At 69.2% G+C, this 21,116-nt stretch carries 16 protein-coding genes; 11 read left to right on the top strand and 5 right to left on the bottom strand.

The features are described 5' to 3' along the window. Nucleotides 1–3: 3 nt before the first annotated feature. The 7 genes from ACIN94_RS27595 (at nucleotide 4) to ACIN94_RS27565 (ending at nucleotide 10,848) form a co-directional block, all read left to right on the top strand. Nucleotides 4–1,002 (top strand): hypothetical protein, encoded by a 999-nt coding sequence (locus ACIN94_RS27595; protein WP_400711937.1) that lies wholly within the window; start codon nucleotides 4–6, stop codon nucleotides 1,000–1,002. Between the two features lie 174 nt (nucleotides 1,003–1,176). Next, nucleotides 1,177–1,911, top strand: coding sequence for a polyphosphate--glucose phosphotransferase (gene ppgK / locus ACIN94_RS27590; RefSeq protein ID WP_400711934.1), 735 nt, complete (start codon nucleotides 1,177–1,179; stop codon nucleotides 1,909–1,911). A 121-nt stretch (nucleotides 1,912–2,032) separates the two neighbouring features. Next, a complete protein-coding gene (locus ACIN94_RS27585; protein WP_400711931.1) occupies nucleotides 2,033–2,698 on the top strand; it encodes a hypothetical protein in 666 nt (221 codons plus the stop codon). Then, nucleotides 2,691–3,377 (top strand): class F sortase, encoded by a 687-nt coding sequence (locus ACIN94_RS27580; RefSeq protein WP_400711928.1) that lies wholly within the window; start codon nucleotides 2,691–2,693, stop codon nucleotides 3,375–3,377. The genes ACIN94_RS27585 and ACIN94_RS27580 overlap by 8 nt, the downstream gene beginning before the upstream one ends. Before the next feature lie 238 nt (nucleotides 3,378–3,615). Beyond that, nucleotides 3,616–5,919, top strand: coding sequence for a glycoside hydrolase family 6 protein (locus ACIN94_RS27575; protein ID WP_400711925.1), 2,304 nt, complete (start codon nucleotides 3,616–3,618; stop codon nucleotides 5,917–5,919). 276 nt (nucleotides 5,920–6,195) lie between these two features. Continuing rightward, nucleotides 6,196–10,068, top strand: a complete 3,873-nt coding sequence (hrpA, locus tag ACIN94_RS27570) for an ATP-dependent RNA helicase HrpA (protein WP_400711922.1) — start codon at nucleotides 6,196–6,198, stop codon at nucleotides 10,066–10,068. Between the two features lie 102 nt (nucleotides 10,069–10,170). Further along, nucleotides 10,171–10,848: an HAD family hydrolase gene (locus ACIN94_RS27565; protein ID WP_400711919.1), complete on the top strand. Its 678-nt coding sequence runs from the start codon at nucleotides 10,171–10,173 to the stop codon at nucleotides 10,846–10,848. Between the two features lie 78 nt (nucleotides 10,849–10,926). Here the strand turns inward: ACIN94_RS27565 and ACIN94_RS27560 are convergent, their stop codons facing one another. Continuing rightward, nucleotides 10,927–11,241: a DUF5709 domain-containing protein gene (locus tag ACIN94_RS27560; RefSeq protein WP_400711916.1), complete on the bottom strand. Its 315-nt coding sequence runs from the start codon at nucleotides 11,239–11,241 to the stop codon at nucleotides 10,927–10,929. A gap of 114 nt (nucleotides 11,242–11,355) precedes the next feature. Continuing rightward, entirely contained in the window at nucleotides 11,356–12,816 is a 1,461-nt protein-coding gene (locus ACIN94_RS27555) for a gamma-glutamyltransferase family protein (RefSeq protein ID WP_400711913.1), read from the bottom strand. A gap of 157 nt (nucleotides 12,817–12,973) precedes the next feature. On the opposite strand from ACIN94_RS27555, the gene ACIN94_RS27550 reads away from it, so the two are divergent. After that, nucleotides 12,974–13,807 carry an isocitrate lyase/phosphoenolpyruvate mutase family protein gene (locus ACIN94_RS27550; RefSeq protein WP_400711910.1) on the top strand — a complete coding sequence of 278 codons (834 nt, stop codon included), beginning with the start codon at nucleotides 12,974–12,976 and terminating at the stop codon, nucleotides 13,805–13,807. Nucleotides 13,808–14,156: 349 nt separating this feature from the next. Here the strand turns inward: ACIN94_RS27550 and ACIN94_RS27545 are convergent, their stop codons facing one another. Beyond that, nucleotides 14,157–15,236 (bottom strand): PP2C family protein-serine/threonine phosphatase, encoded by a 1,080-nt coding sequence (locus ACIN94_RS27545; protein WP_400711907.1) that lies wholly within the window; start codon nucleotides 15,234–15,236, stop codon nucleotides 14,157–14,159. Between the two features lie 237 nt (nucleotides 15,237–15,473). Here ACIN94_RS27545 and ACIN94_RS27540 point away from each other — a divergent pair, with 237 nt between their 5' ends. Together ACIN94_RS27540 and ACIN94_RS27535 are read left to right on the top strand one after the other, a co-directional pair. Then, the gene (locus tag ACIN94_RS27540) at nucleotides 15,474–17,567 is read left to right on the top strand and encodes a M6 family metalloprotease domain-containing protein (protein ID WP_400711904.1); all 2,094 of its coding nucleotides are present in this window, start codon (nucleotides 15,474–15,476) and stop codon (nucleotides 17,565–17,567) included. Between the two features lie 200 nt (nucleotides 17,568–17,767). Next, a complete protein-coding gene (locus ACIN94_RS27535) occupies nucleotides 17,768–18,565 on the top strand; it encodes a tyrosine-protein phosphatase (protein ID WP_400711901.1) in 798 nt (265 codons plus the stop codon). A gap of 54 nt (nucleotides 18,566–18,619) precedes the next feature. Here the strand turns inward: ACIN94_RS27535 and ACIN94_RS27530 are convergent, their stop codons facing one another. Beyond that, entirely contained in the window at nucleotides 18,620–19,528 is a 909-nt protein-coding gene (locus ACIN94_RS27530) for a proteasome assembly chaperone family protein (protein ID WP_400711898.1), read from the bottom strand. Between the two features lie 101 nt (nucleotides 19,529–19,629). Between ACIN94_RS27530 and ACIN94_RS27525 the strand changes: the two genes are divergently transcribed. Continuing rightward, the gene (locus tag ACIN94_RS27525; protein ID WP_400711895.1) at nucleotides 19,630–20,034 is read left to right on the top strand and encodes an ankyrin repeat domain-containing protein; all 405 of its coding nucleotides are present in this window, start codon (nucleotides 19,630–19,632) and stop codon (nucleotides 20,032–20,034) included. Between the two features lie 21 nt (nucleotides 20,035–20,055). On the opposite strand, the gene ACIN94_RS27520 is transcribed toward ACIN94_RS27525, so the two are convergent. Beyond that, nucleotides 20,056–21,063, bottom strand: coding sequence for a hypothetical protein (locus ACIN94_RS27520; protein WP_400711893.1), 1,008 nt, complete (start codon nucleotides 21,061–21,063; stop codon nucleotides 20,056–20,058). Nucleotides 21,064–21,116: the final 53 nt, after the last annotated feature.

Raw genomic sequence — 21,116 nt, 5'->3', positions numbered from 1 at the left:
GCCATGCTGTGCACGCTGATGTTGCTGGCCGCACTCTGTCCGGGTGCGGCCGGCACATCGGCCGGCGCGAGCCGGACCGCCGCGTACGACCCCCACGGCACGATCGGGATCCGGCTGCTCGAGGCACCCGTCAGCCGCCGTGACGACCCGCGGGCGCTCTCCTACATCATCGACCATCTCCCTCCGGGAACCACCATCAAGCGGCGGCTGGAGATAACCAACACGTCGAAGAAGCCGCAGCGCATTGATCTTTATCCGGCCGCCGCCAGCGTCGTCGACAACAGATTCACCATGGCGGTCGGACATCCCCAGAACGAGTTGACGGACTGGACGTCAATTGACCGGACCTCGGCCGTCGTGCCTCCGGGAGGGCACCAGACCGCCCAGGTCACGATCCAGGTGCCCCAGGCCGCCTCGCGGGGGGAACGGTACGGTGTCATCTGGGCACAGGTCAGCGCCGAGCCCGATGCCACTCGTACGGTGCGCCTCATCAACCGCGTCGGTATCCGCCTTTACATCGACGTCGGGCCCGGTGGCGAGCCACCGTCCGATTTCCAGATCGAGGAGCTGAGGCCCGCCCGCGACCCGGACGGCAGACCTGAGCTGGTGGCCACGGTCCGCAACACCGGCGGGCGGGCCATCGACATGAGCGGGACGCTCTCGCTGTCGGACGGGCCGGGCGGCCTTTCGGCCGGGCCGTTCGCCGCCGACCTGGGTGTCACGCTGCTCCCCGGAGCCTCCGCCCCGGTGACCGTGACGCTGGATCAGCGGATGCCGGACGGTCCCTGGAAGGCGGAGCTGACCCTGAGGAGCGGCATGGTGAAGCGGACGGTCAGCGCCACCGTCACCTTCCCCCGTTCCGGCATGGGCCTGCCCGTCTCCCTGGACCTGAATCCGTTGACGCTGTTCGCCGTCATCGGGGGACTGGTCGCGTTGCTCCTGGCCGTCCTCGTCATGGCCGTTCACCTCCGCCGGCGTCGTGCCGGTGCCACCGAGGGCTGACGGCGCACGACCCGGAACGGCGGTATTCACAGGGGAGGGGACCGTCCGGAGATCCGGACGGTCCCGGCGGGGAGATGTCCGCGTTGACCGTGCGTTGCGGACGACTTTCAGCGACCACGGACGGGCGTCAGTGGTCCGTTACGGGGAAGGAGCCCGGAGCAGGAGGTGAGTCTCATGGAAGCGCTGGGAATCGACATCGGCGGATCGGGGATCAAGGGCGCGCCGGTGGACATCGTCAAGGGTGCGCTGACGCGGGAGCGTCTGCGGATCCCGACGCCCATCCCCTCGCGGCCCAAGGCGGTCGCCGCGGTGGTCGCGCGGATCGTTGAGCACTTCTCCTGGACCGGGCCGGTCGGCGTGACCTTTCCCGGAGTCGTGATCGACGGGGTCACGAGGTCCGCCGCCAACGTGGACCAGGCATGGATCGGTGAGGACGCGCGGGAGCTGTTCACCAAGGCGACGGGCCTGCCCGTGGTGGTGCTCAACGACGCCGACGCGGCGGGCGTGGCCGAGATGGCGATCGGCGCGGGCCGGGGCAGGGCCGGGGTGGTGCTGATGCTGACCCTCGGCACCGGGATCGGCAGCGCCCTGTTCATCGACGGTCATCTGGTGCCCAACACCGAGCTCGGGCACCTGGAGATCAGGGGCAAGGAGGCCGAGAAGCGGGCGTCCGGCTCCGCGCGTGAGGATCACAATCTGAGCTGGGACAGATGGGCGGGCCGGGTGGAGGAGTATCTGCAGCACATCGACGCGCTGTTCTCCCCATCACTGATCATCATCGGCGGTGGGGTCAGCAAGAAGTCGGAAAAGTTCCTGCCCGGGATGACTGTACGGGCCCCGATCGTGCCGGCCACCCTGCAGAACGAGGCCGGCATCGTGGGCGCCGCCATGGCCGCCGCGGAGCAATAGGGGATTATGCGGCATATGCCGGGAAGGCCGTTCGGATTTTGATCTTATTTTGATGGACACGCTCTCTGACCTGGGTAGGTAGCGATCGTCAGCAAGATCGCACCGGTTGGAGGCGGGGAAAGTGATGCGGTTGACGGGGGGTGGGGGCCGCTGGCTCGTGGCGGCTGGGGCGGCGGCCGTCCTGGTCGCGGGGACGGCGTGGCCGGCTGCGGCGACGGAGGACGGCCAGGAGGTGCGGCTCTCTCCGTACCGGGTGAGGCCCGGACAGAGTGTCAAGATCGCGGCACTGGAGTGCGGCGGACCCGTCTCCGCCAGGTCGGCGGCCTTCCGGGACGAGGTGGAGCTCGATGGTGGTCCGGGGCTCCAGAACGACGGAGGCTTCGAAAGGGACGGCCCCTACGGCCCCGAGTCCGGGGACGGTCCCGACGGTCCTGAGGGGCCCGGGGGTGGTCCCGGGGATGGTTTCGGGGACGCGCCCAGAGTCGCGATCGGCTGGGCGCGGGTGGACGACGACGCACCGAGGGGCGTCTACAGCGTGGACGTGGACTGCCAGGGTGACGGCGACACCATCTACGGAGAGCTTTTCGTCGTCGGCGGCTCGGGTCCGAACACCGGGGGAGGCGGTCTCGCACGAGCCCCGGGGACGGCGCACGGGACGACGGCCGCCGAGGAGGGGACGGCGAGCTCCGCGCCGGCCTGGAGAGCCTGGGGAATCGGTGCCGCCGGGCTCGCCGGAGCCGGTGGGCTGCTGCTGGTGAGGCGCCGCCGGGCAGCGGGGCGTGTCTGATCTCCGGAGGGTGACGATCCTGGGGCTCGGGGGAGTTCTCCTCCTGACGGGCTGCAGGGCCGGGGTCGGAAAGGCGGCGGACCCCGCCCTGGTCCGCGCCCTGCCGGTCGCCGCCCCCATCGTGCCGGGATCGGGACTCGCCGTGTCCGTCAGATCGGGGGGTGGCGGGTGGCCCCGGTCGCTTGGCGGGATTCCGGGTAAGTCGCGTCCGGTGGCGGTTGTGGTGCCGCGTGCGAAGGTGAACGCCCCCGTCGTCCAGATCGAGTCCGGGACGGACGGCACCCTGGAGTCGCCGCCCCTTGAGCGGGCCAACCTCGCCGGCTGGGACCGGCTGGGCCCGACACCGGGCGAGCCGGGCTCCGCGGTCATCGTCGGTCATCTCGACACCAGGACCGGCCCCGCCGTGTTCGCCGGGCTGTCGCAGGTGCGCAAGGGGGACGCGGTGCTGGTGACGCGCGAGGACAGGACCGCGGTGGTCTTCCGGGTGGTCGCCGTCCAGCGGGTCAGCAAAACCGCCTTCCCGGTGAGCAAGGTCTACCGGTCGCTGCCGCATCCGGCGATCAGGCTGGTGACCTGCGGCGGCACCTATGACTTCACGCGCCACTCCTACGACGACAATCTGATCGTCTACGGCGATCTCGCGGGCTGGTACCGACTGTCGGACCTCCCGCGCGCCTGACCGCCCGGCGACTCCGGTGGCCACCGGGGTCCGGTGTTCTACCAGCGGCACCGCATGACATATGTGGTCGTCGACCCGGAGGCCGTTGAAACTTTCATCGGACTCGAAAAGCGTTCGGCGAGGTCAGAGGCAGGGAGGGCCCCCGGCGAGGTGTCCCCGGCGTGCAACACGCTGTACACCCGCCGGAAACATCCGGACTATGGGAGCGCTCCCACCCTCGTCCTGGAGATGATCACGAATGAGAGCTCTTCCGCGCCGCCGAGCCTGGCGCACTCGGGCTGCGACCACGATGGCCGTGCTCGTAGCCGCAGCCGGTCTCGCCGCCGGGCAGGCCGCCACGGCGCACGCCGCAGTCTCCTGCAGTGTTGACTACAACATCAACGAGTGGCAGGGCGGGTTCACCGCCGACATCACGCTCAAGAACCTCGGTGACCCGCTCACCGGCTGGACCCTCGGCTTCGCCCTCCCCGGCACCCAGCAGGTCCAGCAGGGCTGGTCGGCGACCTGGAGCCAGAGCGGCAAACAGGTCACCGCGAAGAACCTGGACTGGAACGGCAATCTCGCCACCGGCGCGTCGACCAACATCGGCTTCAACGGGTCGTGGAGCGGGAGCAACCCCAAACCCACCTCCTTCACGATCAACGGTGTCACCTGCGGCGGCGGCCAGCCGCCGGTGAACCAGGCGCCGACGGTCAGCCTGACCAGCCCGGCGAGTGGCGCCTCCATCCCGGCGGGCTCCGCCGTGCCGCTGGCGGCGACGGCCAGTGACGACGGCGCGATCACCAAGGTCGAGTTCTACATCGACAACGTCCTGGTCAACACCGACACCACCGCCCCCTACAGCTACTCCGCGACGGGTGTGGCGGCGGGCAGCCACACCGCCAAGGCCAAGGCCTACGACAACGGGAACCCGGTCCTGTCCACGGAGACCGCCGCGGTCCCCTTCACCGTGAGCAGCGGCAACAACACCCCGTCGATCATCGCCTCCCCGACCTCGGTCACCGTCCCCATGGGCAGCAGCAAGACCGTCGGGTTCAGGCTCAGCGCCGCACCCACCAGCAACGTCACGGTCAACCTGACCAAGACCGGTAACCCCGACATCACCATCTCGCCCACCAGGCTCACCTTCACCTCCGCCAACTGGAACACGGCGCAGAACGTGACCGTCTCGGCCGCCCAGAACGGCAACCCGGCCAACGGCACCGCCACCATCGTGGCCTCGGCCACCGGGTACACCAGCGTTACCGTCATCGCGACCGAGGAAGGCGGCACCACGCCGCCGCCCGGCGAGCACGTTGACAACCCGTACGCCGGTGCCACCGGCTACGTGAACCCCGACTGGTCGGCCAAGGCCGCCGCTGAGCCGGGTGGCTCCGCGGTCGCCAACGTCTCGACCGGCGTGTGGATGGACCGCATCGCCGCCATCGCCGGCACCCCCGGCGCCAGAGGCCTCCGCGCCCACCTGGACGAGGCCCTCAAGCAGGACGTGGCCAACGGCAGCAAGCCGCTGACGATCCAGTTCGTCATCTACAACCTGCCCAACCGCGACTGCTCGGCGCTGGCCTCCAACGGTGAGCTGCTCGTCTCTCAGAACGGCCTGAACCGCTACAAGACCGAGTACATCGACCCGATCGCCGCGATCATGGCCGATCCGAAGTACGCCGCGCTCCGGATCGTGACGATCATCGAGATCGACTCGCTGCCGAACCTGATCACCAACCTCAACGTGGCCAAGTGCCAGGAGGCCAAGGACAGCGGCGCCTACGTCAACGGCGTCCGGTACGCCCTGGACAAGCTGCACGCGATCAACAACGTCTACACCTACGTCGACGCCGGTCACCACGGCTGGCTGGGCTGGGACACGAACTTCGGCCCCTCCGCCGACCTGTTCGCGAGCACCGTCGCGGGCACCATCAAGGGCTTCGACAGCGTGGACGGCTTCATCACCAACACCGCCAACTACTCAGCGCTGAAGGAGCCCTACTTCACCATCAACTCCACCGTCAACGGCCAGACCGTCCGTCAGTCCAGCTGGGTCGACTGGAACTTCTACGTCGACGAGCTGTCCTTCGCCCAGGCCTTCCGGAACCTGCTCATCCAGAAGGGCTTCAAGCCGGGCCTCGGCATGCTGATCGACACCTCCCGCAACGGCTGGGGAGGCTCGGCCCGCCCGACCGGACCCAGCACCTCCAACGACATGAACACCTTCGTCAACCAGTCGCGGGTCGACCGCCGGATCCACGCCGGCAACTGGTGCAACCAGAGCGGTGCCGGCCTCGGCGAGCGCCCGCAGGCCAGCCCCGCCGCCGGTCTGGACGCCTACGTCTGGATCAAGCCTCCGGGTGAGTCCGACGGCTCCAGCTCGGCGATCTCGAACGACGAGGGCAAGGGCTTCGACCGGATGTGCGACCCGACCTACGGCGGTAACGAGCGCAACGGCAACAGCCTGAGCGGCGCCCTGCCGAACGCCCCGGTCTCGGGCCACTGGTTCTCGGCCCAGTTCCGTCAGCTGCTCCAGAACGCCTACCCCACCCTTCCGTAACCCGCTGATCCCCGGCCCCCGCTCCGGTGGGGGCCACCCGGTGATCCCATGACCGACGAGCACGGCCCTGTCGTTCCCGCGAGGGAGCGGCAGGGCCGTGCTCCTTTCCGGGGCCACCCCTTCCCGGCGGCTCCGGGCAGAGCCGCGCCCGCCGTACGGCTTCCGGCAGGGCCGCGCCCGCCGTACCGGCGAATATTGGGATGCGGCGGCGCGGGGGCTCAGGCACGATGGGCGGTTGGCTCCTGACTTGCGGGCTGAAAGTACTCTGGAAGCAGTATGGGAACGCCTCCGTTGACACCTCCACTCATCGACCTCCACGCGCGTCTACCTGAGCTCACGCTCCGTGACCAGCGTCGGCTGCGGCGCCGTCTCGACGGCGCGCGCAAGGTCAGAAACCGCGCCGCGCAGCAGAAGATCGCCGCGGAGATCGCCTCTGACATCGAGAAGGCCGAGCATCGGGTGGCCGTCCGGCGGGCGGGGGTGCCCGCGGTCACCTATCCGGAGGCGCTGCCGGTCAGCCAGCGCAGGGACGACATCCTGGAGGCGATCCGGGACCACCAGGTGGTGATCGTCGCCGGTGAGACCGGTTCCGGCAAGACGACCCAGCTGCCGAAGATCTGCCTGGAGCTGGGCAGGGGCGTCAAGGGCCTGATCGGGCACACCCAGCCCCGCAGGATCGCCGCCAGGACCGTGGCCGAGCGCGTCGCCGAGGAGCTGGACACGCAGCTTGGTGACGCCGTGGGCTACAAGGTGCGGTTCACCGACCAGGTGAGCGACGGCACGTTCGTCAAGGTGATGACCGACGGCATCCTCCTGGCCGAGCTGCAGACCGACCGCGATCTCGTCCAGTACGACACGCTGATCATCGACGAGGCGCACGAGCGCAGCCTCAACATCGACTTCATCCTCGGCTATCTCAAGCAGCTTCTCCCCAAGCGGCCGGACCTCAAAGTCATCATCACCTCGGCCACCATCGACCCGGAGCGTTTCTCCAAGCACTTCAGCGACGCCCCGATCGTCGAGGTCTCCGGCCGGACCTACCCGGTCGAGGTCCGATACCGGCCGATCTCCGAGGACGACGACCAGATCCAGGCGATCAGCAACGCCGTGGACGAGCTGTGCGCCGAGGGGCCGGGCGACATCCTGGTCTTCCTCAGCGGTGAGCGCGAGATCCGTGACACCGCCGACGCGCTGTCCAAACGCAAGGACGCCGAGATCCTCCCGCTGTACGCCCGGCTGTCGGCGGCCGAGCAGCACAGGGTCTTCCAGCGCCACTCGGGGCGCCGGGTCGTGCTGGCCACCAACGTGGCCGAGACCTCCCTGACCGTGCCCGGCATCAAATACGTGGTCGACCCCGGCTTCGCCCGCATCTCCCGCTACAGCCACCGCACCAAGGTCCAGCGTCTGCCCATCGAGGCGATCTCCCAGGCGTCGGCCAACCAGCGCAAGGGACGCTGCGGCCGTGTCTCCGAGGGCGTCTGCATCCGGCTGTACGAGGAGGACGACTTCCTCACCCGGCCGGAGTTCACCGACCCGGAGATCCTGCGCACCAACCTCGCCTCGGTCATCCTGCAGATGACTTCCATCGGCCTAGGCGACATCGGGGCCTTCCCCTTCGTCGAGCCGCCGGACCAGCGCCAGGTCAAGGACGGCTACGACCTGCTCCAGGAGCTGGGCGCGTTCGACCAGGCCAGGCAGATGACCCCGCTGGGCCGCAAGCTGGCGGGCCTGCCGGTCGACCCGCGCCTGGCCCGCATGGTGCTGGAGGCCGACAACAACGGCTGCGTCCGCGAGGTCATGGTCATCGCCGCCGCCCTGTCCATCCAGGACCCGCGCGAGCGCCCGGCCGACAAGCAGCAGGCCGCCGACGACCGGCACCGCCGCTTCGCCGACAAGGAGTCGGACTTCGTCTCCTATCTGAACCTGTGGGACTACCTCCAGGAGTCGCAGAAGGAGCTGTCCTCCAGCGCCTTCCGGCGTCTGTGCAAGGCCGAGTTCCTCAACTACCTGCGCGTGCGCGAATGGCAGGACGTCTACAGCCAGCTCCGCCAGATGTCGAAATCTCTCGGCGTCACGCTGAACACCACCCCCGGCGACGAGCAGAAGATCCACATCTCCCTGCTGTCCGGTCTGCTGTCCCACGTCGGCGTCAAGGACATCGACAAGAAGACGACGAACGACGGCCCTCGCCGTCCCATGACCGAGTACATCGGCGCCCGCAACGCCCGCTTCGCCATCTTCCCCGGATCGGCGCTGGCCAAGAAACAGCCGCTCTGGGTGATGTCCGCCGAGCTGGTGGAGACCTCCCGCCTCTGGGCCCGGGTCAACGCCAAGATCGAGCCCGAATGGGTCGAGCCGCTCGCCCAGCACCTGATCAAGCGCACCTACTCCGAGCCGCACTGGGAGAAGAACCAGGGTGCGGTGATGGCCTACGAGAAGGTCACGCTGTACGGCGTGCCGATCGTGGTGCAGCGAAAGATCAACTATGGCCGCATCGACCCCGAGCTGAGCCGCGAGCTGTTCATCCGGCACGCCCTGGTCGAGGGCGACTGGGAGACTCACCACGCGTTCTTCAAGGAGAACCGCAAACTCCTCGAAGAGGTCGAGGAACTGGAGGAACGGGCCCGCCGCCGCGACATCCTCGTCGACGACGAGACGCTGTTCGACTTCTACGACCAGCGCGTCCCCGCCGACGTCGTCTCCGGGCGCCACTTCGACTCCTGGTGGAAGAAGACCAGGACGGCCCAGCCCGACCTGCTCAGCTTCGAGAAGTCGATGCTGATCAGCGAGTCGGCGGGTGACGTCAGCCAGCGCGACTACCCCGACGTATGGCGCCAGGGAGGCCTGCGCTTCTCTCTGACCTACCAGTTCGAGCCCGGCACCGACGCCGACGGTGTCACCGCGCACATCCCGCTCGCCCTGCTCAACCAGGTGAACGTCGAGGGCTTCGACTGGCAGATCCCCGGCCTGCGCGAGGAGCTCCTCACCGCGCTGATCCGGGCGCTGCCCAAGAACGTCCGGCGCAACTTCGTGCCCGCGCCCAACTATGCCAAGCAGGTGCTCCAGCGGGCGAAACCCACCCAGGAGCCACTGATCGCGGTGCTGGAGCGGGAACTGCTCAACCTGACCGGCATCCAGGTGCCCCGCGAGGCGTGGCAGCCCGACCTGGTGCCCGACCACCTGAAGATCACCTTCCGGGTGATCGACGGCCGCAAGAACAAGCTGGCCGAGAGCAAGGATCTGACCGACCTCAAGCGGCGGCTCGCCCCCAAGCTCCGTCAGACCCTGTCCAGGGCCGCCGACGGGCTGGAGAAGTCAGGCCTGACCACGTGGAACGTGGGGGAGCTACCCAAGACCTTCGAGCAGCGCCGGATGAAGGCCTACCCCGCGCTGGCCGACGAGGGCGCCACCGTGGCCGTGCGGATGTTCGAGACCGAGGCCGAGCAGCGCCGCGCCATGTGGGAGGGCACCCGCAGGCTGCTGCTGCTCAACACCCCGTCCCCGGCCAAGTGGGTGCTCGGCCGCCTGGACAACCAGGCCAAGCTCGCCCTCAGCCGCAGCCCGCACGCCGGTGCCGTCGCCCTGTTCGACGACTGCACCGCCTGTGCCGCCGACGAGCTGATGAGCGAGTACGGCGGGCCGGTCTGGGACGGGTCGGCCTTCACCGTCCTGCACGACAAGGTCCGCGCGGAGCTCTTCGACACCACGGCCGAGGTGGTCGCCAGGGTGGAGGGCATCCTCCGGGTCTGGCACTCGATCACCACCCTCCTGCCCGAGGGCCGCTCCACCGCCGCGATCGAGGACATCCGCGACCAGGTGGCCGATCTGGTCTACCCCGGCTTCGTCACCGACACCGGCTGCAAGCGCCTGCCGGACCTGCTCCGCTATCTCAAGGGGGCCCAGCGGCGGCTGGAGAAACTGCCCGACGACCGGCTCCGCGACGAGGAGCGGATGCACAAGGTCCACGACCTCGAAGACGACTACCACGACCTGGTCGAGAAGCTCCCTCCGGCCCGCCGCTCCGACGACGACGTCCAGCAGATCCGCTGGATGATCCAGGAGCTCAGGGTCAGCTACTTCGCCCAGACCCTCGGCACGCCGTACTCGATCTCCGACAAACGCATCCGCAAGGCCATGGACCAGCTCTGAGTCCCGCCGATGGCCCGGATCCCCAACAGGAAGGGGCGGCCCCCGCCCGGCATCCGCACCCGTGGCTGAGCGGTGTGGCCGTACTGCATAGGATCGGGGGGCATGACAGAGGGGGAGATCGTGGTCAGGGCGCTGGTGTTCGACGTCGGGGAGACGCTGATCGACGAGACGCGGATCTGGTCGCGCTGGGCCGACCGGCTCGGCGTCACCCGGTTCACGATGCTCGGCGTGCTGGGCGGCATGGCAGCACTGGACAGGTCCTTCGAGGAAGCCTTCCGGATCGTCAGGCCGGAGTTCGACGTCGAGGCCGAGCAGGAGGCCTGGAAGCGGGACGACCCCGACGGGCTCCGGGTGAACTTCGACGCCGACGACCTCTATCCGGACGTACGGCCCGGCCTGGCCGCGCTGCGCGGCCTGGGGTACGAGCTGATCATCGCGGGCAACCAGCCGCCCCAGGCCTACGACGCGCTGGCCGCGATGGGCTTGCCCGTCGACGCGATCCACACGTCCGACGGGTGGGGCGTATCCAAGCCCGACCCCGCTTTCTTCGCCAGGGTCGTGGCGGTGTCGGGACGTGAGCCCGATGAGATCCTCTATGTGGGCGACCGCTTCGACAACGACATCCGGCCCGCCCGTGCGGCGGGCATGCGGGCCGCCCTGATCCGCCGGGGCCCCTGGGGCCACCTCCACGCCTCCCGGCCGGAGGCCGCCGAGGCCGACTTCGTCGTCGACGACTTCCCCGCCCTCGTCGCGGCGCTGACCCACAGGACGGCCGGTTGACCCCGGGCGGCCCCCGGAGCCGGGTCGCCGGGCCGTAGCCGCCACGCGGAGCCGTCATCGGACGGTCCGGCCCCGGCGTCAGACGTCGGGGTCGATGCGGATGGCGCGCTCCTCGGCTGACAGGTCGCCGTTGTCGGCGCCGACGTCGCTGGCATACTCCTCGGACGTCTCGTCCGGGCCGAGGCCCTCGTCCGGCGCCACCAGACGGTTCTCCTCGCGCGGGACCCGCTCGTGCTCCGGGGCCTCGCGCCACAGACGCTCGTCGAGGGTGTCCCGATGCCCGGGATCGTCCTCACGGATCTCATGGTTGAAACCGAGGTCGTCGGTCCACTCCTCGACCTCGATTGCCTGCTCGTCGCTCAGACCCTTACGGTCCGGGGGCATTTCACTCATATCGCCGCCCTACCCGTTATGCGGCCGTAAATCCCCTGGTCAGGACATCCCGTGGCCGTCCATGTCAGACGGCCACGGGGCGCGACGGCTTCCTTGAGACGTCCGGCTGACCCGTCAGAGTCCGGCCGCGGCCCCGATGATCGACCGTGGGTCGGCCGCCCCGGCCAGGACCCCCGAAGGCAGCACGTCGATCAGGTGGGCGTGGCCGAAGGCGGAGCCGTACGGCACGGCGCCGACGGGGTGTCCCCGGTCGCGCAGGCCGTCGCTCCACGGGCCGCCGTCCTCGACCTCGACCATGGCCTGATCGGGGGCGTCCCAGGTGTCGAAACCGGTGCCCGAGGCCAGCCGCCAGCGGGCGGCGCCGATGGCCGTACCCGGCGCCTGGCCGTGGACGAGCAGGCGGGTCAGGACCTGGAGCAGGATCTGCGGCTGGGCGTCGCCGCCCATGGTGCCCACCACCGAGCGGAGCGACCCGTCGGGACGGGTGACCAGCGCGGGGACGAGGGTGTGCGGCGGGCGGCGGCCGGGGCCGTACTCGGCGGGGTGGCCCGGGACCAGCGAGAACCCGATGCCTCGGTTGTGCAGGTTGATGCCGGTACGGGGCTCGAAGACCAGGCCGCCGAAGCCGGCGGCGTTCGACTGGATCAGTGAGACGCCCATACCGCCGCCGTCCACCGCGCACAGGTAGGTGGTGTCGCCCGGTGCGATGTGATCGCGCACCGCTACCCGGCCGGCCGGGTCGATCAGGGCGCGGCGCGCGGCGGCCGAGCCCAGCACCTCATCGACGGACGCGCCCTCGAACAGCACCTCCAGCCGGTCGTGCCCGGCCATCCGCGCGGCCTCCACCAGCAGGTGCGCCCAGAGCGGGTCGGCCGGGTCGGCGGGTAGGTCGAGCCCCTCGGCGATGTTCAGGGCGAGCAGCAGCAGATAGCCCTGGGAATTGGGCGGCATGGTCCACACGTCGTGCCCGAAGGCCCGCACCCGGAGCGGGTCCACCCATTCCGCGCTGTCCTTGGCCAGGTCGTCCTCGGTGTACTCGCCGGCGCCGACCGCGAGCAGCCCCTCGCCGAACTCGCCGAGATAGAACCCTTCCCGGCCGTCCGCCAGGGACTCCAGCGCCCGCGCCACCCCGGGGCGCCGGATCAGGTCGCCGGACTGCCGGGCCGAGGCGAAATCCTCGCACAGCGGGCCGACCGTCTCCAGGCCGGGCACCATCAGCGGTGAGGCGGGGAAACCGTCACGGGCGTGCCCGATCGCCGGTGCCAGGACCTCGGCCATCGGCAGCCTGCCGTACCGGCCGTGCAGGGCCAGCCAGCCGTCCGCGCAGCCGGGCACCGGGGTCGAACGGATGTCGTGGCGGTGCGGCATGCGGTCATGTCCCTCGGCGCGCAGCCGCTCGGGGTCGGCGCCCGATCCGGCCCGCCCGGACGCGTTGAGCGCGGTGGGCGCGCCGGTGCCGTCGTGGACGAGCGCGAACAGATCGCCGCCCAGCCCGCACATGTGCGGCGCGGTCACCGCCAGCACGGCGTTCGCCGCGACTGCCGCGTCAGCCGCCGAACCACCCCGTTCCAGCATGGCCACACCCGCCCCGGAGGCAAGGTGATCGACAGTACAGACCATTCCAGAGCGCGCATAGCGTGTGTTAAGCATCCCCAGAGCGTAAGGCTTCCGCCATGGTCAGGTCGGAAACCCGCCAGCCCTCGGCCAGGGCGATCTGGTGGACTTGCTCGCCATGAGCACTCACCTTGAGAAAGCCCTCCTGTTCCGCTCGTTGCACGCCGAAGGCAGGCCGCTGCTCCTGGCCAACGTGTGGGACGTCGCCGGCGCACGCATCGTCGAAGCGGCCGGTGCCTCCGCGATCGCCACCACCAGCGCGGGTGTGTCCTGGAGCCTTGGAACGGCCGACGGTGACCGGCTGGACCGGAGCATGGCCCTTGAGCTCATCGCCCGCGTCGCCGCCTCCGTCTCGGTCCCCGTCACCGCCGACATCGAAAGCGGTTTCGCCGATGGGCCCGGCGGGGTCGCGGAGACCGTACGGGGTGTGCTCGACGCCGGCGCTGTGGGGATCAACCTGGAAGACGCCCACCACGGCGGGCCCACGTCGCTACGGCCGGTCGGGGAACAGGCAGACCGGATCGCCGCCGCCCGCCGGGCCGCCGATGAGGCGGGCATCCCCCTGTTCGTCAACGCGCGGATCGACACCTACCTGCGCGCGGTGGGCGATCCCGCCACCCGGCTCAACGAGACACTGGACCGCGCCGCGGCCTACGTCGAGGCCGGTGCCGACGGGATCTTCATCCCCGGTCTCCTCGATTCCGAGACCCTCCCGGTCCTCGTCGAAAAGGTGAGTGTCCCGCTGAACGTGCTGGCCGGACCGGGCGCACCGGCCGTGGCGACCCTGGCCGACCTTGGAGTCGCGCGGATCAGCCTGGGGTCCTCCATCGCCGAGACGGCCTACGCCGTCGCCCGGCGCGCCGCCCTTGAGCTGTTCGGCTCCGGCACCTACACCGCCCTGGCCGGTGCCCTTGACTACTCCGAGGTCAACGTGCTGCTGGCCGACGCCTGACCGCCGGAAGGGAGCCCGGAAGGCTCAGCCGGTGCGGGCGAGTGAGAAGCCCCGGTGTGTGGTTGCCGGTCAGGCCGAGATAGGCCCGGATGGCGGCTGTGACGTCCGGGGTCATACAAGGTGATCTTAACGTGTGGATCGGTGATGCCTCCGGGGAACGGTGAACCGTCTCGAGGCCGCTCAACTCTCGAAGGAGCGGCGACGACGGGTAGTCCTTGATCCGTTGGGATTTTCCTTCTTCTGGGAGAACAATCTTCTGGGAGAACAATCCCAACGGATCAGGAAAAAGCCATCGGGCGCAGGTCGCGGAGGCCGTCCGAGTGTCTGGCTGACAGGTGTGTCCGGCTGCTCAGGCGGGACCGTTGGGCGGGGTGTCGCTGTCGAGGCGTTCGATTGCGATCATGGCGGCGTCGTCGCCCAGGTGTCCGCCGACGTGGGCGAGCAGGTCCGCGTGGAGGTGCTGGAGAAGTGTCTCGGAGCGGTCGTCGGCCCAGCGTGCGATCCGCTCGGCCAGTGGGTAGAAGGTGCCGGCGGGATCGCGGGCCTCGATGACGCCGTCGGTGTAGAGCAGCAGGATGTCGCCCGCCTCGAACTTGAACATCTCGACGTCGTATTCGGGTTCGTAGAGTCCGCCCAGGCCCAGCGGGGGCGCGGGCCGGCCGGCGTGGAGAGTCGTGACCTGGCCGTCGCGCAACACCATGGGCGGCGGGTGCCCGCAGTTGATCACGCTGATCACCGGGGAGTCGTCGGGGATCTCCAGTACCGCGGCGGTGACGAAGCTCTCCTCGGCGTCGTGTTCCGTCCCGGTGGACTGCAACAGCTCCGAGCTGACGCTCTCCTCCAGATCGGCCGTGAGGCCGGGCAGGCTGATATGGCGGCGGGAGGCCTCGCGGAAGGCGCCGAGTAACAGGGCGGCCTCGGAGATGGAGTTCAGACCTTTGCCTCGGGCGTCGCCGATGATCAGCCGGGTCCCGCAGGCGACCCGTGCCGCGCCGTACAGATCGCCGCCGATCTGGGCCTCCTGCTCGGCGGCGAGATATACGGAGGAGAGCCGGAGCGGGCCGATGCGCTCGGGGAGGGGGCGCAGCAGGACCTGTTGCGCGGCCTCGGAGACCGACCGCACCTGTATCAGTGCCTGTCGCTGCCTGTTCCGCAGGAAGGAGGAGCCCGCGACGAACGCCGTGACCACCGCCACTGCGATGATCTGCATGTACAGCTCCCGCGTGCCCAGGATGTCGTTGCGCACGCCAAGGAGTACCTGGTCCACGGCGGTCAGGAGGCCGATCGCCACGGTGAGCCGGGGGCCGGCGAACGAGGCCGTGATCGTGGGAGCCGCGACCAGCAGCGGACTCAGATGGACACTTGTCGGTGCCAGGATGTCGGCGACCGTGATTACCAGGATCAGCCCAAGCGGGATCGTGATCAGCACGTATCCCGACTGCGGTGATCCATACAGGGCAGAGAGACGCTGCCAGAGGTGCATTCTTCTTGCTTACACCCCTTATGGGTGGTTTTTTCCCTATAGGAAGTAGACCTTTTCTGGGGCGGCTGATGCGGACAGGAAGGGTCGGACGAGAGGTCTGGCCGCGCCGAAACACGTTGATGGATCGCTTAATTACAGGATGTCTGTTGATCCCACTTAAAATGATCTATAGCGTCATTTGTCGTGACTCGTCCCCTCAAGTTACTGAAAGCGCTGGTCGCAGCCGTAGTGCTGATCCCGATCGGCATCGCCTCCCTCCCCGCCTCCGCCGAACCCTCCCCTGAGCCCGAACACCCCTGGCGCCTGAACCACTGGCCCCAGACCCAGCCCTGGCAGCGGGACGAGCCCGCCGTCACGCTGCGCGCCAAGCCCGGCGGCCCGGCCCCGATCGACCCGCAGAACTGGAAGAACCCGGACCACATGACGTGGGCCGACTACAAGAAGCCGCCGGGCACCAACTGGGCCGATCCCGCGGTCAAGGGCTCCACCCGCACCTTCCGCGGTGCGCTGGTCCTGCTGGACTATCCCAACCAGCCGTTCGTGGTCACCCAGCCCCAGGGGTCCACGGTCTTCAAGAATCCCAGCGCCGAGGCCCACGACATCCCACGCGAGAAGGTCGCCCAGTTCTACAAGGACTTCCTCAACGTCCCCAACCAGCTCAACCGTGGCCACACCATCCACGAGTACTGGATGGAGGACTCCGGAGGCCGCTACGGCGTCGACCTGACCGCCTTCGGCCCGTACCAGATGCCGGGCAAATCCCACGAGTACGGGATGGAGTTCCAGGGCGGCACCGGCTGCCCGGCGGGCGACCGCTGCAACAAGGACATCAGGACCGACGGGCGGGTCGCGTGGGCCAAGGCTGAGGGTGCGGAGGTCCCCGCGGGATTCGACTTCGTCTTCTACCTGAGCGCGGGCCAGGACGAGTCGGCCACCTGGCAGGAGTTCGGGATGATGAAGTTCCCGACCAAGGAGGCGGTGACCGGCGACTTCGGCCCGCCGGACCCGAACCTGCCCAACTGGGCCAGGACCCGGTACGTGGAGTGGACCTCCTGGGCCGCGGCCTCCTCCATCTGGCCCAACGCCGGAGGCGGCTCGTCCACCCAGGCCGAGAGCTCGGGCCAGGGCGTCTACGCCCACGAGTTCAGCCACATTCTCGGCATCGCCGACAACTACAACAACCCGTTCGGGGTGCCGCCTCAGCGGGCCTACACCGGTATCTGGGAGATGCTCAGCCGGGGGAGCTTCAACGGACCCGGCGGCCCGCACAGCCGCTGGTCGATCCCGCCCACCGGGGGTGGCTCCATGGGTGCCCAGCACATGCTCCGCAACAAGATCAAGCTTGAGATGGTGGACGAGCGGAACGTGCTGCGCCTGTCCCGTGGCGCGCTGGCCGAGTCCGGTCTCGTCGTGGCCAAGGTGACCGCCCGGGTGGTCCAGCCGGGACCCAACGGCCTGTCCGGCGTCAACATCGCCTTCGGCGACGGTGACCGCAGTCCCGCCTGCAACGTCGCCAAGGACCCGTTCTGCGACGGCGGCGGCTACGACAACTACACCGTCGAGGTCGTCGACCGGATGGGCGCCGACTCCTTCACCCCCGACTCGGGTGTTCTGCTGGCCAAGACCAAGAACGCCGACCGCGCGCCGTTCGAGTGGGTCATCGACGCCAACCCGCAGGACATCGGGATGACCGACTACGTCCTGCCCGACGGCACCGCCGTGCCCATCACGATCGGCGACTACCGCCAGCTCTCGGACGCCCTGTTCCACGCGGGCACCAACTCCGGATCCGAGTTCGAGTATGTGGACGAGGCCAACAGGCTCCACTTCTACGTCCTTGACGTGCAGCGTGACCGCAAGGGCATCCTGTCCTACACGGTGGCGATCCGCTCCCTGGACGGCTCCGGGCCGCAGAAGCACGGGCTGAGGCTGCTCCCCGGCGCCGGGACCCCCGACGGCCAGGGCCTGTCCTCCTGCCGGTTCCCGCTGTTCAACACGGGTAAGGCAGCCCCCGCCCGGGGTCAGCACCCCGAGGACGTGAGCGCCTATCTCAAGAGCGATGTCTACCGCCTCTCGGCCACCGTCGCGGGCGGCGGCTGGACGGTCTCGCTGCCGAACCAGCTCGCGACCGCGGACTTCGGTGAGCAGGCGATGGTGGATGTCAAGGCCCAGCGTGCCTCCGGTGGCAGCCGCCTGGCCACGGTCACGCTGACCGCGACCTCCGAGAGTGACCCGTCCAAGACCGCGAAGGCCACCTGCCACGTGATCGGCCTGTAGGCGGATCAAGGAAAAGGGCCGCGCGGACCAGCGCAAGGTCGGCGACGGGGTACGGCGTGCACGCCGTACCCCGTCGTCACGACGGTGGGCCACCCGTGAACTCCTGCGCCGTGGGGGGTGAGACGAGACGGCCGGCATTGCGGCAATGGGCATCGAGGGTTAACCGCGCGGTCAACCCCCGGCGTATAAGCTCATCGGTGATGAACGACTTCACGCGATGGATTGATCTTGAAGGTGCCGTCAACGTGCGCGACCTCGGTGGGCTCGCGACGCTGGACGGCGGGACCACGCGTTTCGGCCGGGTATACCGGTCGGACAACCTGCAGGGGTTGACGGAGCGCGACATCGATCTGCTCGTCGGCGATCTCAAGCTCCGCCACGTCGTCGACCTGCGGTCCGTTGCCGAGGTGTCCCTGGAGGGTCCCGGCCCGCTGACGGCCTTTCCGGAGGTGAAAATCCACCACCTCACCCTGTTCGCCGAGGGTGGCAGGAGCACCGACGTCGAGGCCGACACGATCGACGCCGACAGGGTCCTGCCCTGGCAGGAGCGGGTCGAGGAGGACCTTGCCGAGCTCCGGGTGACCGGCTTCTACTACGCCTATCTCCGTGACCGCCCAGACTCGGTCCTGGCCGCCCTGCGGGCCATGGCCCACGACGACGGCGCCGCCGTCGTGCACTGCGCGGCGGGCAAGGACCGCACCGGCGTCGTCTGCGCCCTGGCCCTGGAGGTCGCGGGGGCCACCCGGGAGGCGATCGTCACCGACTACACCGCCACCGGCGACCGCCTGGAAGGCATCCTGGCCCGGCTGCGTTCCAGTGCCACCTACCGCGACGACCTCGACTCCCGTCCGGCCGACGACCACCGGCCCCGCCGGGAGTACATCGAGCAGTTCCTCCGGGTGCTCGACAACCGTTTCGGCGGCCCCCTGCCATGGCTCGCCTCCCAGGGGTGGACCGAGCCCGACTCCAGGGCGCTCCGCTCCCGGCTGCGCGACTGACGTCAGCGACGGGAGGGACCGGTACTCTCTCGGAGAGACCCGCCGGCGCGGAGGTCAGTCGCCGCGCTGCTCGTCGCGTTCGGCGAGGAAGGCCTCGAACTGGGCGGCGAGCTCGTCGCCGGTGGGCATCTCGGAGGGCTCCGCCATCAGGTTCGCGCGCTGGGAGCCGGCGGTGAACGCGTCGTACTGCTGTTCGAGCCCGGTGATCGCGGTGGACAGCTCGTCGGAGGCCTCGATCTGCTCGGCGATCTCGGTGTCGGTCCTGCCCGCGGCCTCGCGCAGGCCCTCCAGCGGGAACACCAGACCGGTGCCCCTGGTGACCGCCTCCAGAGCGGTCACCGCAGCCGCGGGATACTCCGCCTGGGCGAGATAGTGCGGGACGTGCACGGCGTAGCCAAGAGCGTCGTGGCCCTTGGCGCCGAGCCGGAACTCGATCAGCGCGGCCACGCTGCCGGGCACCTGGACCTTGCCGAAGTCGCTGGTCTGGCCGGTGACGAGTTCGGAGCGGGTCGCGTGACCCGTGATGCCCAGCGGGCGGGTGTGCGGGACGGCCATCGGGATGCCGTGGATGGTCACCAGACTGCCCACGTTCAGCCGCCGGGCGAGCGTGTCGAGGGCGGAGGTGAACAGCTCCCACTCGCGGTCCGGTTCGGGGCCGCTGAGCAGCAGGAACGGCGTGCCGGTGCTGTCGTGGACGAGACGGAGGACGATCTCCAGGCTCTCCACGTCGGTCCAACGGTCGGTGTCGAAGGTCATGATCGGCCGTCGGGACCGGTAGTCGAGCAGGCGGTCCGCGTCAAAGGTCGCGACGACCCGGTGCTCCAGCTCACCAAGCAGGTGGCCGATGGCAAGCCGTCCGGCACCGCCCGCGTCCACGAACCCGTCGAAGTGGTAGAGCAGCACCGGATCGGTCAACTCAGGGACGTCTCCGCTGAGCCGGTAGAGATCCGTCGGGTCGAACACCGTGTTCCAGCCTTTCGTCGGTCATCTCTTCAGATGAACCTGTGGAGCCCCCGGTGAATTCCGTCCACCCCGGGGACCAATGGGCACCCTATCGGGGCACAATGGATCCCATGCAGCCTGACCCGGAGCTGGAGGAGTTCGCGGCCCGCCTGTTCGACATGGCCAGGACCGGTCAGACCGATCGGCTCCGTGCGTACGTGGAGGCCGGGGTCCCGGCCAACCTGTCCAACGACAGGGGGGACACCCTGCTGATGCTCGCCGCCTACCACGGCCACCCGGAGACGGTCCGCGCCCTGATCGCCCTGGGGGCCGACCCGGGGCGGGCGAACGACCGTGGGCAGACGCCGCTGTCCGGTGCGGTCTTCAAGAAGGAACCCGAGGTGATCCGGGCGCTCCTGGAGGCCGGCGCGGATCCGGATGACGGCATCCCCTCGGCGCGGGAGGCGGCCCGGATGTTCGGACAGGAGGAGTTCCTCCGCTGGTTTGGCGGGCCGACCGCTCTGTGAGCTGGCTGGCAGCCTCGCAGCTCAGTCAATCAGCTCCCGGTGGAAGCTGGAGACCTGGCTGGGGAGCACGGGATCGGAGAAGCGCTGGGATTCCAGCGCCCAGTCCAGGTAGCCGCGCATCCAGTGCTCCAGGCCGGCGATGCAGCGCTGCGTCGCTTGCCGTACTTTCTCGTCCACGCCCAGGATGTCGAACCTGGCCTCCAGCGCCTCCTTAGCGGCGAGGTACTTGTCGATCCGCTCCGAGATCGTCCGCTCGACCTGGTCGACGGCCTCTTGGAGCGTGCAGTCTTGCGCGTTCTTGAGTACGACAACAAGGTTGTGGAATTCGCCATGCGCGAGCTCGCGGCGTAGCCCGATGACGTCGTTGGTGCATACGACCACATGTCCGGCCTCGTGCTGGAGCGTTGTGTACTCCGGAGAGATGCGGATCGCAGCCGGCACCTCGAAGTGCTCGACCAGCTCGATGAGGTCGAACGACGGCGGCACATAGGCGATGTCCAGTTTACGGTCTACGTAGGACGCCGGATCGGGGATCTTCCCGGCTGCCCGGTTGTCCACCTCCCATATCGCGGCGTCGAAGCACTGCCGCAGATTCCGGGAGAACCTCTCCCACCATGGGGCCCCGGCTCTGATCCGCATCCGCCCACGAAGATCCACTAGGCCGCGCAGGACGGGGCCCGCGGAGGGTCCGGGTGGATCGCCCTGGAGTAGGGACTCGGTCCGCTTGGCGAGCCTGCGGGCTAGCATGGGGTCGCGGCCCACATCGGCCAGCTCGAATTGGTCGTCGTAAACGTGGAACCAACTGTTCAGGTCGGCGGCCAGCTCCAGATCGGGCAGGGACGCCTCCGGGTAGAGCCGGGCCACCAGGCGGGCGTAGGACTCGCCCGCGAAGCGGACCTGCTCGGCCTCCTCCGTGATGAGGCCGTACTGCCAGGCCCACTCGGTGGTGTGCGCTGCGGCCTCCGCCTCGAAGGGGTTGATGCGGGACGGGAATGGGATGCGTAAAACGGGCAGGGCGACATCTTCCACGCGTGTAGCCTCCCCTGGCCTAATCCTGGGTAATGCGCCCTACATTTCCCCAA

The sequence above is a fragment of the Streptosporangium sp. NPDC087985 genome, assembly GCF_044741965.1.
GTDB lineage: Bacteria > Actinomycetota > Actinomycetes > Streptosporangiales > Streptosporangiaceae > Streptosporangium.
Note: the sequence above shows the minus strand (reverse complement) of the source record. Positions and strands in the feature narration are given on the sequence as shown.

Coding starts and splice junctions, on each gene's coding strand:
- ACIN94_RS27575 (WP_400711925.1), top strand. CDS start 3,616: ATGAGAGCTCTTCCGCGCCGCCGAGCCTGGCGCACTCGGGCTGCGACC.
- ACIN94_RS27555 (WP_400711913.1), bottom strand. CDS start 12,816: ATGCTGGAACGGGGTGGTTCGGCGGCTGACGCGGCAGTCGCGGCGAAC.
- ACIN94_RS27565 (WP_400711919.1), top strand. CDS start 10,171: ATGACAGAGGGGGAGATCGTGGTCAGGGCGCTGGTGTTCGACGTCGGG.
- hrpA (WP_400711922.1), top strand. CDS start 6,196: ATGGGAACGCCTCCGTTGACACCTCCACTCATCGACCTCCACGCGCGT.
- ACIN94_RS27535 (WP_400711901.1), top strand. CDS start 17,768: ATGAACGACTTCACGCGATGGATTGATCTTGAAGGTGCCGTCAACGTG.
- ACIN94_RS27525 (WP_400711895.1), top strand. CDS start 19,630: ATGGATCCCATGCAGCCTGACCCGGAGCTGGAGGAGTTCGCGGCCCGC.
- ACIN94_RS27560 (WP_400711916.1), bottom strand. CDS start 11,241: ATGAGTGAAATGCCCCCGGACCGTAAGGGTCTGAGCGACGAGCAGGCA.
- ACIN94_RS27550 (WP_400711910.1), top strand. CDS start 12,974: ATGAGCACTCACCTTGAGAAAGCCCTCCTGTTCCGCTCGTTGCACGCC.
- ACIN94_RS27595 (WP_400711937.1), top strand. CDS start 4: ATGCTGTGCACGCTGATGTTGCTGGCCGCACTCTGTCCGGGTGCGGCC.
- ppgK (WP_400711934.1), top strand. CDS start 1,177: ATGGAAGCGCTGGGAATCGACATCGGCGGATCGGGGATCAAGGGCGCG.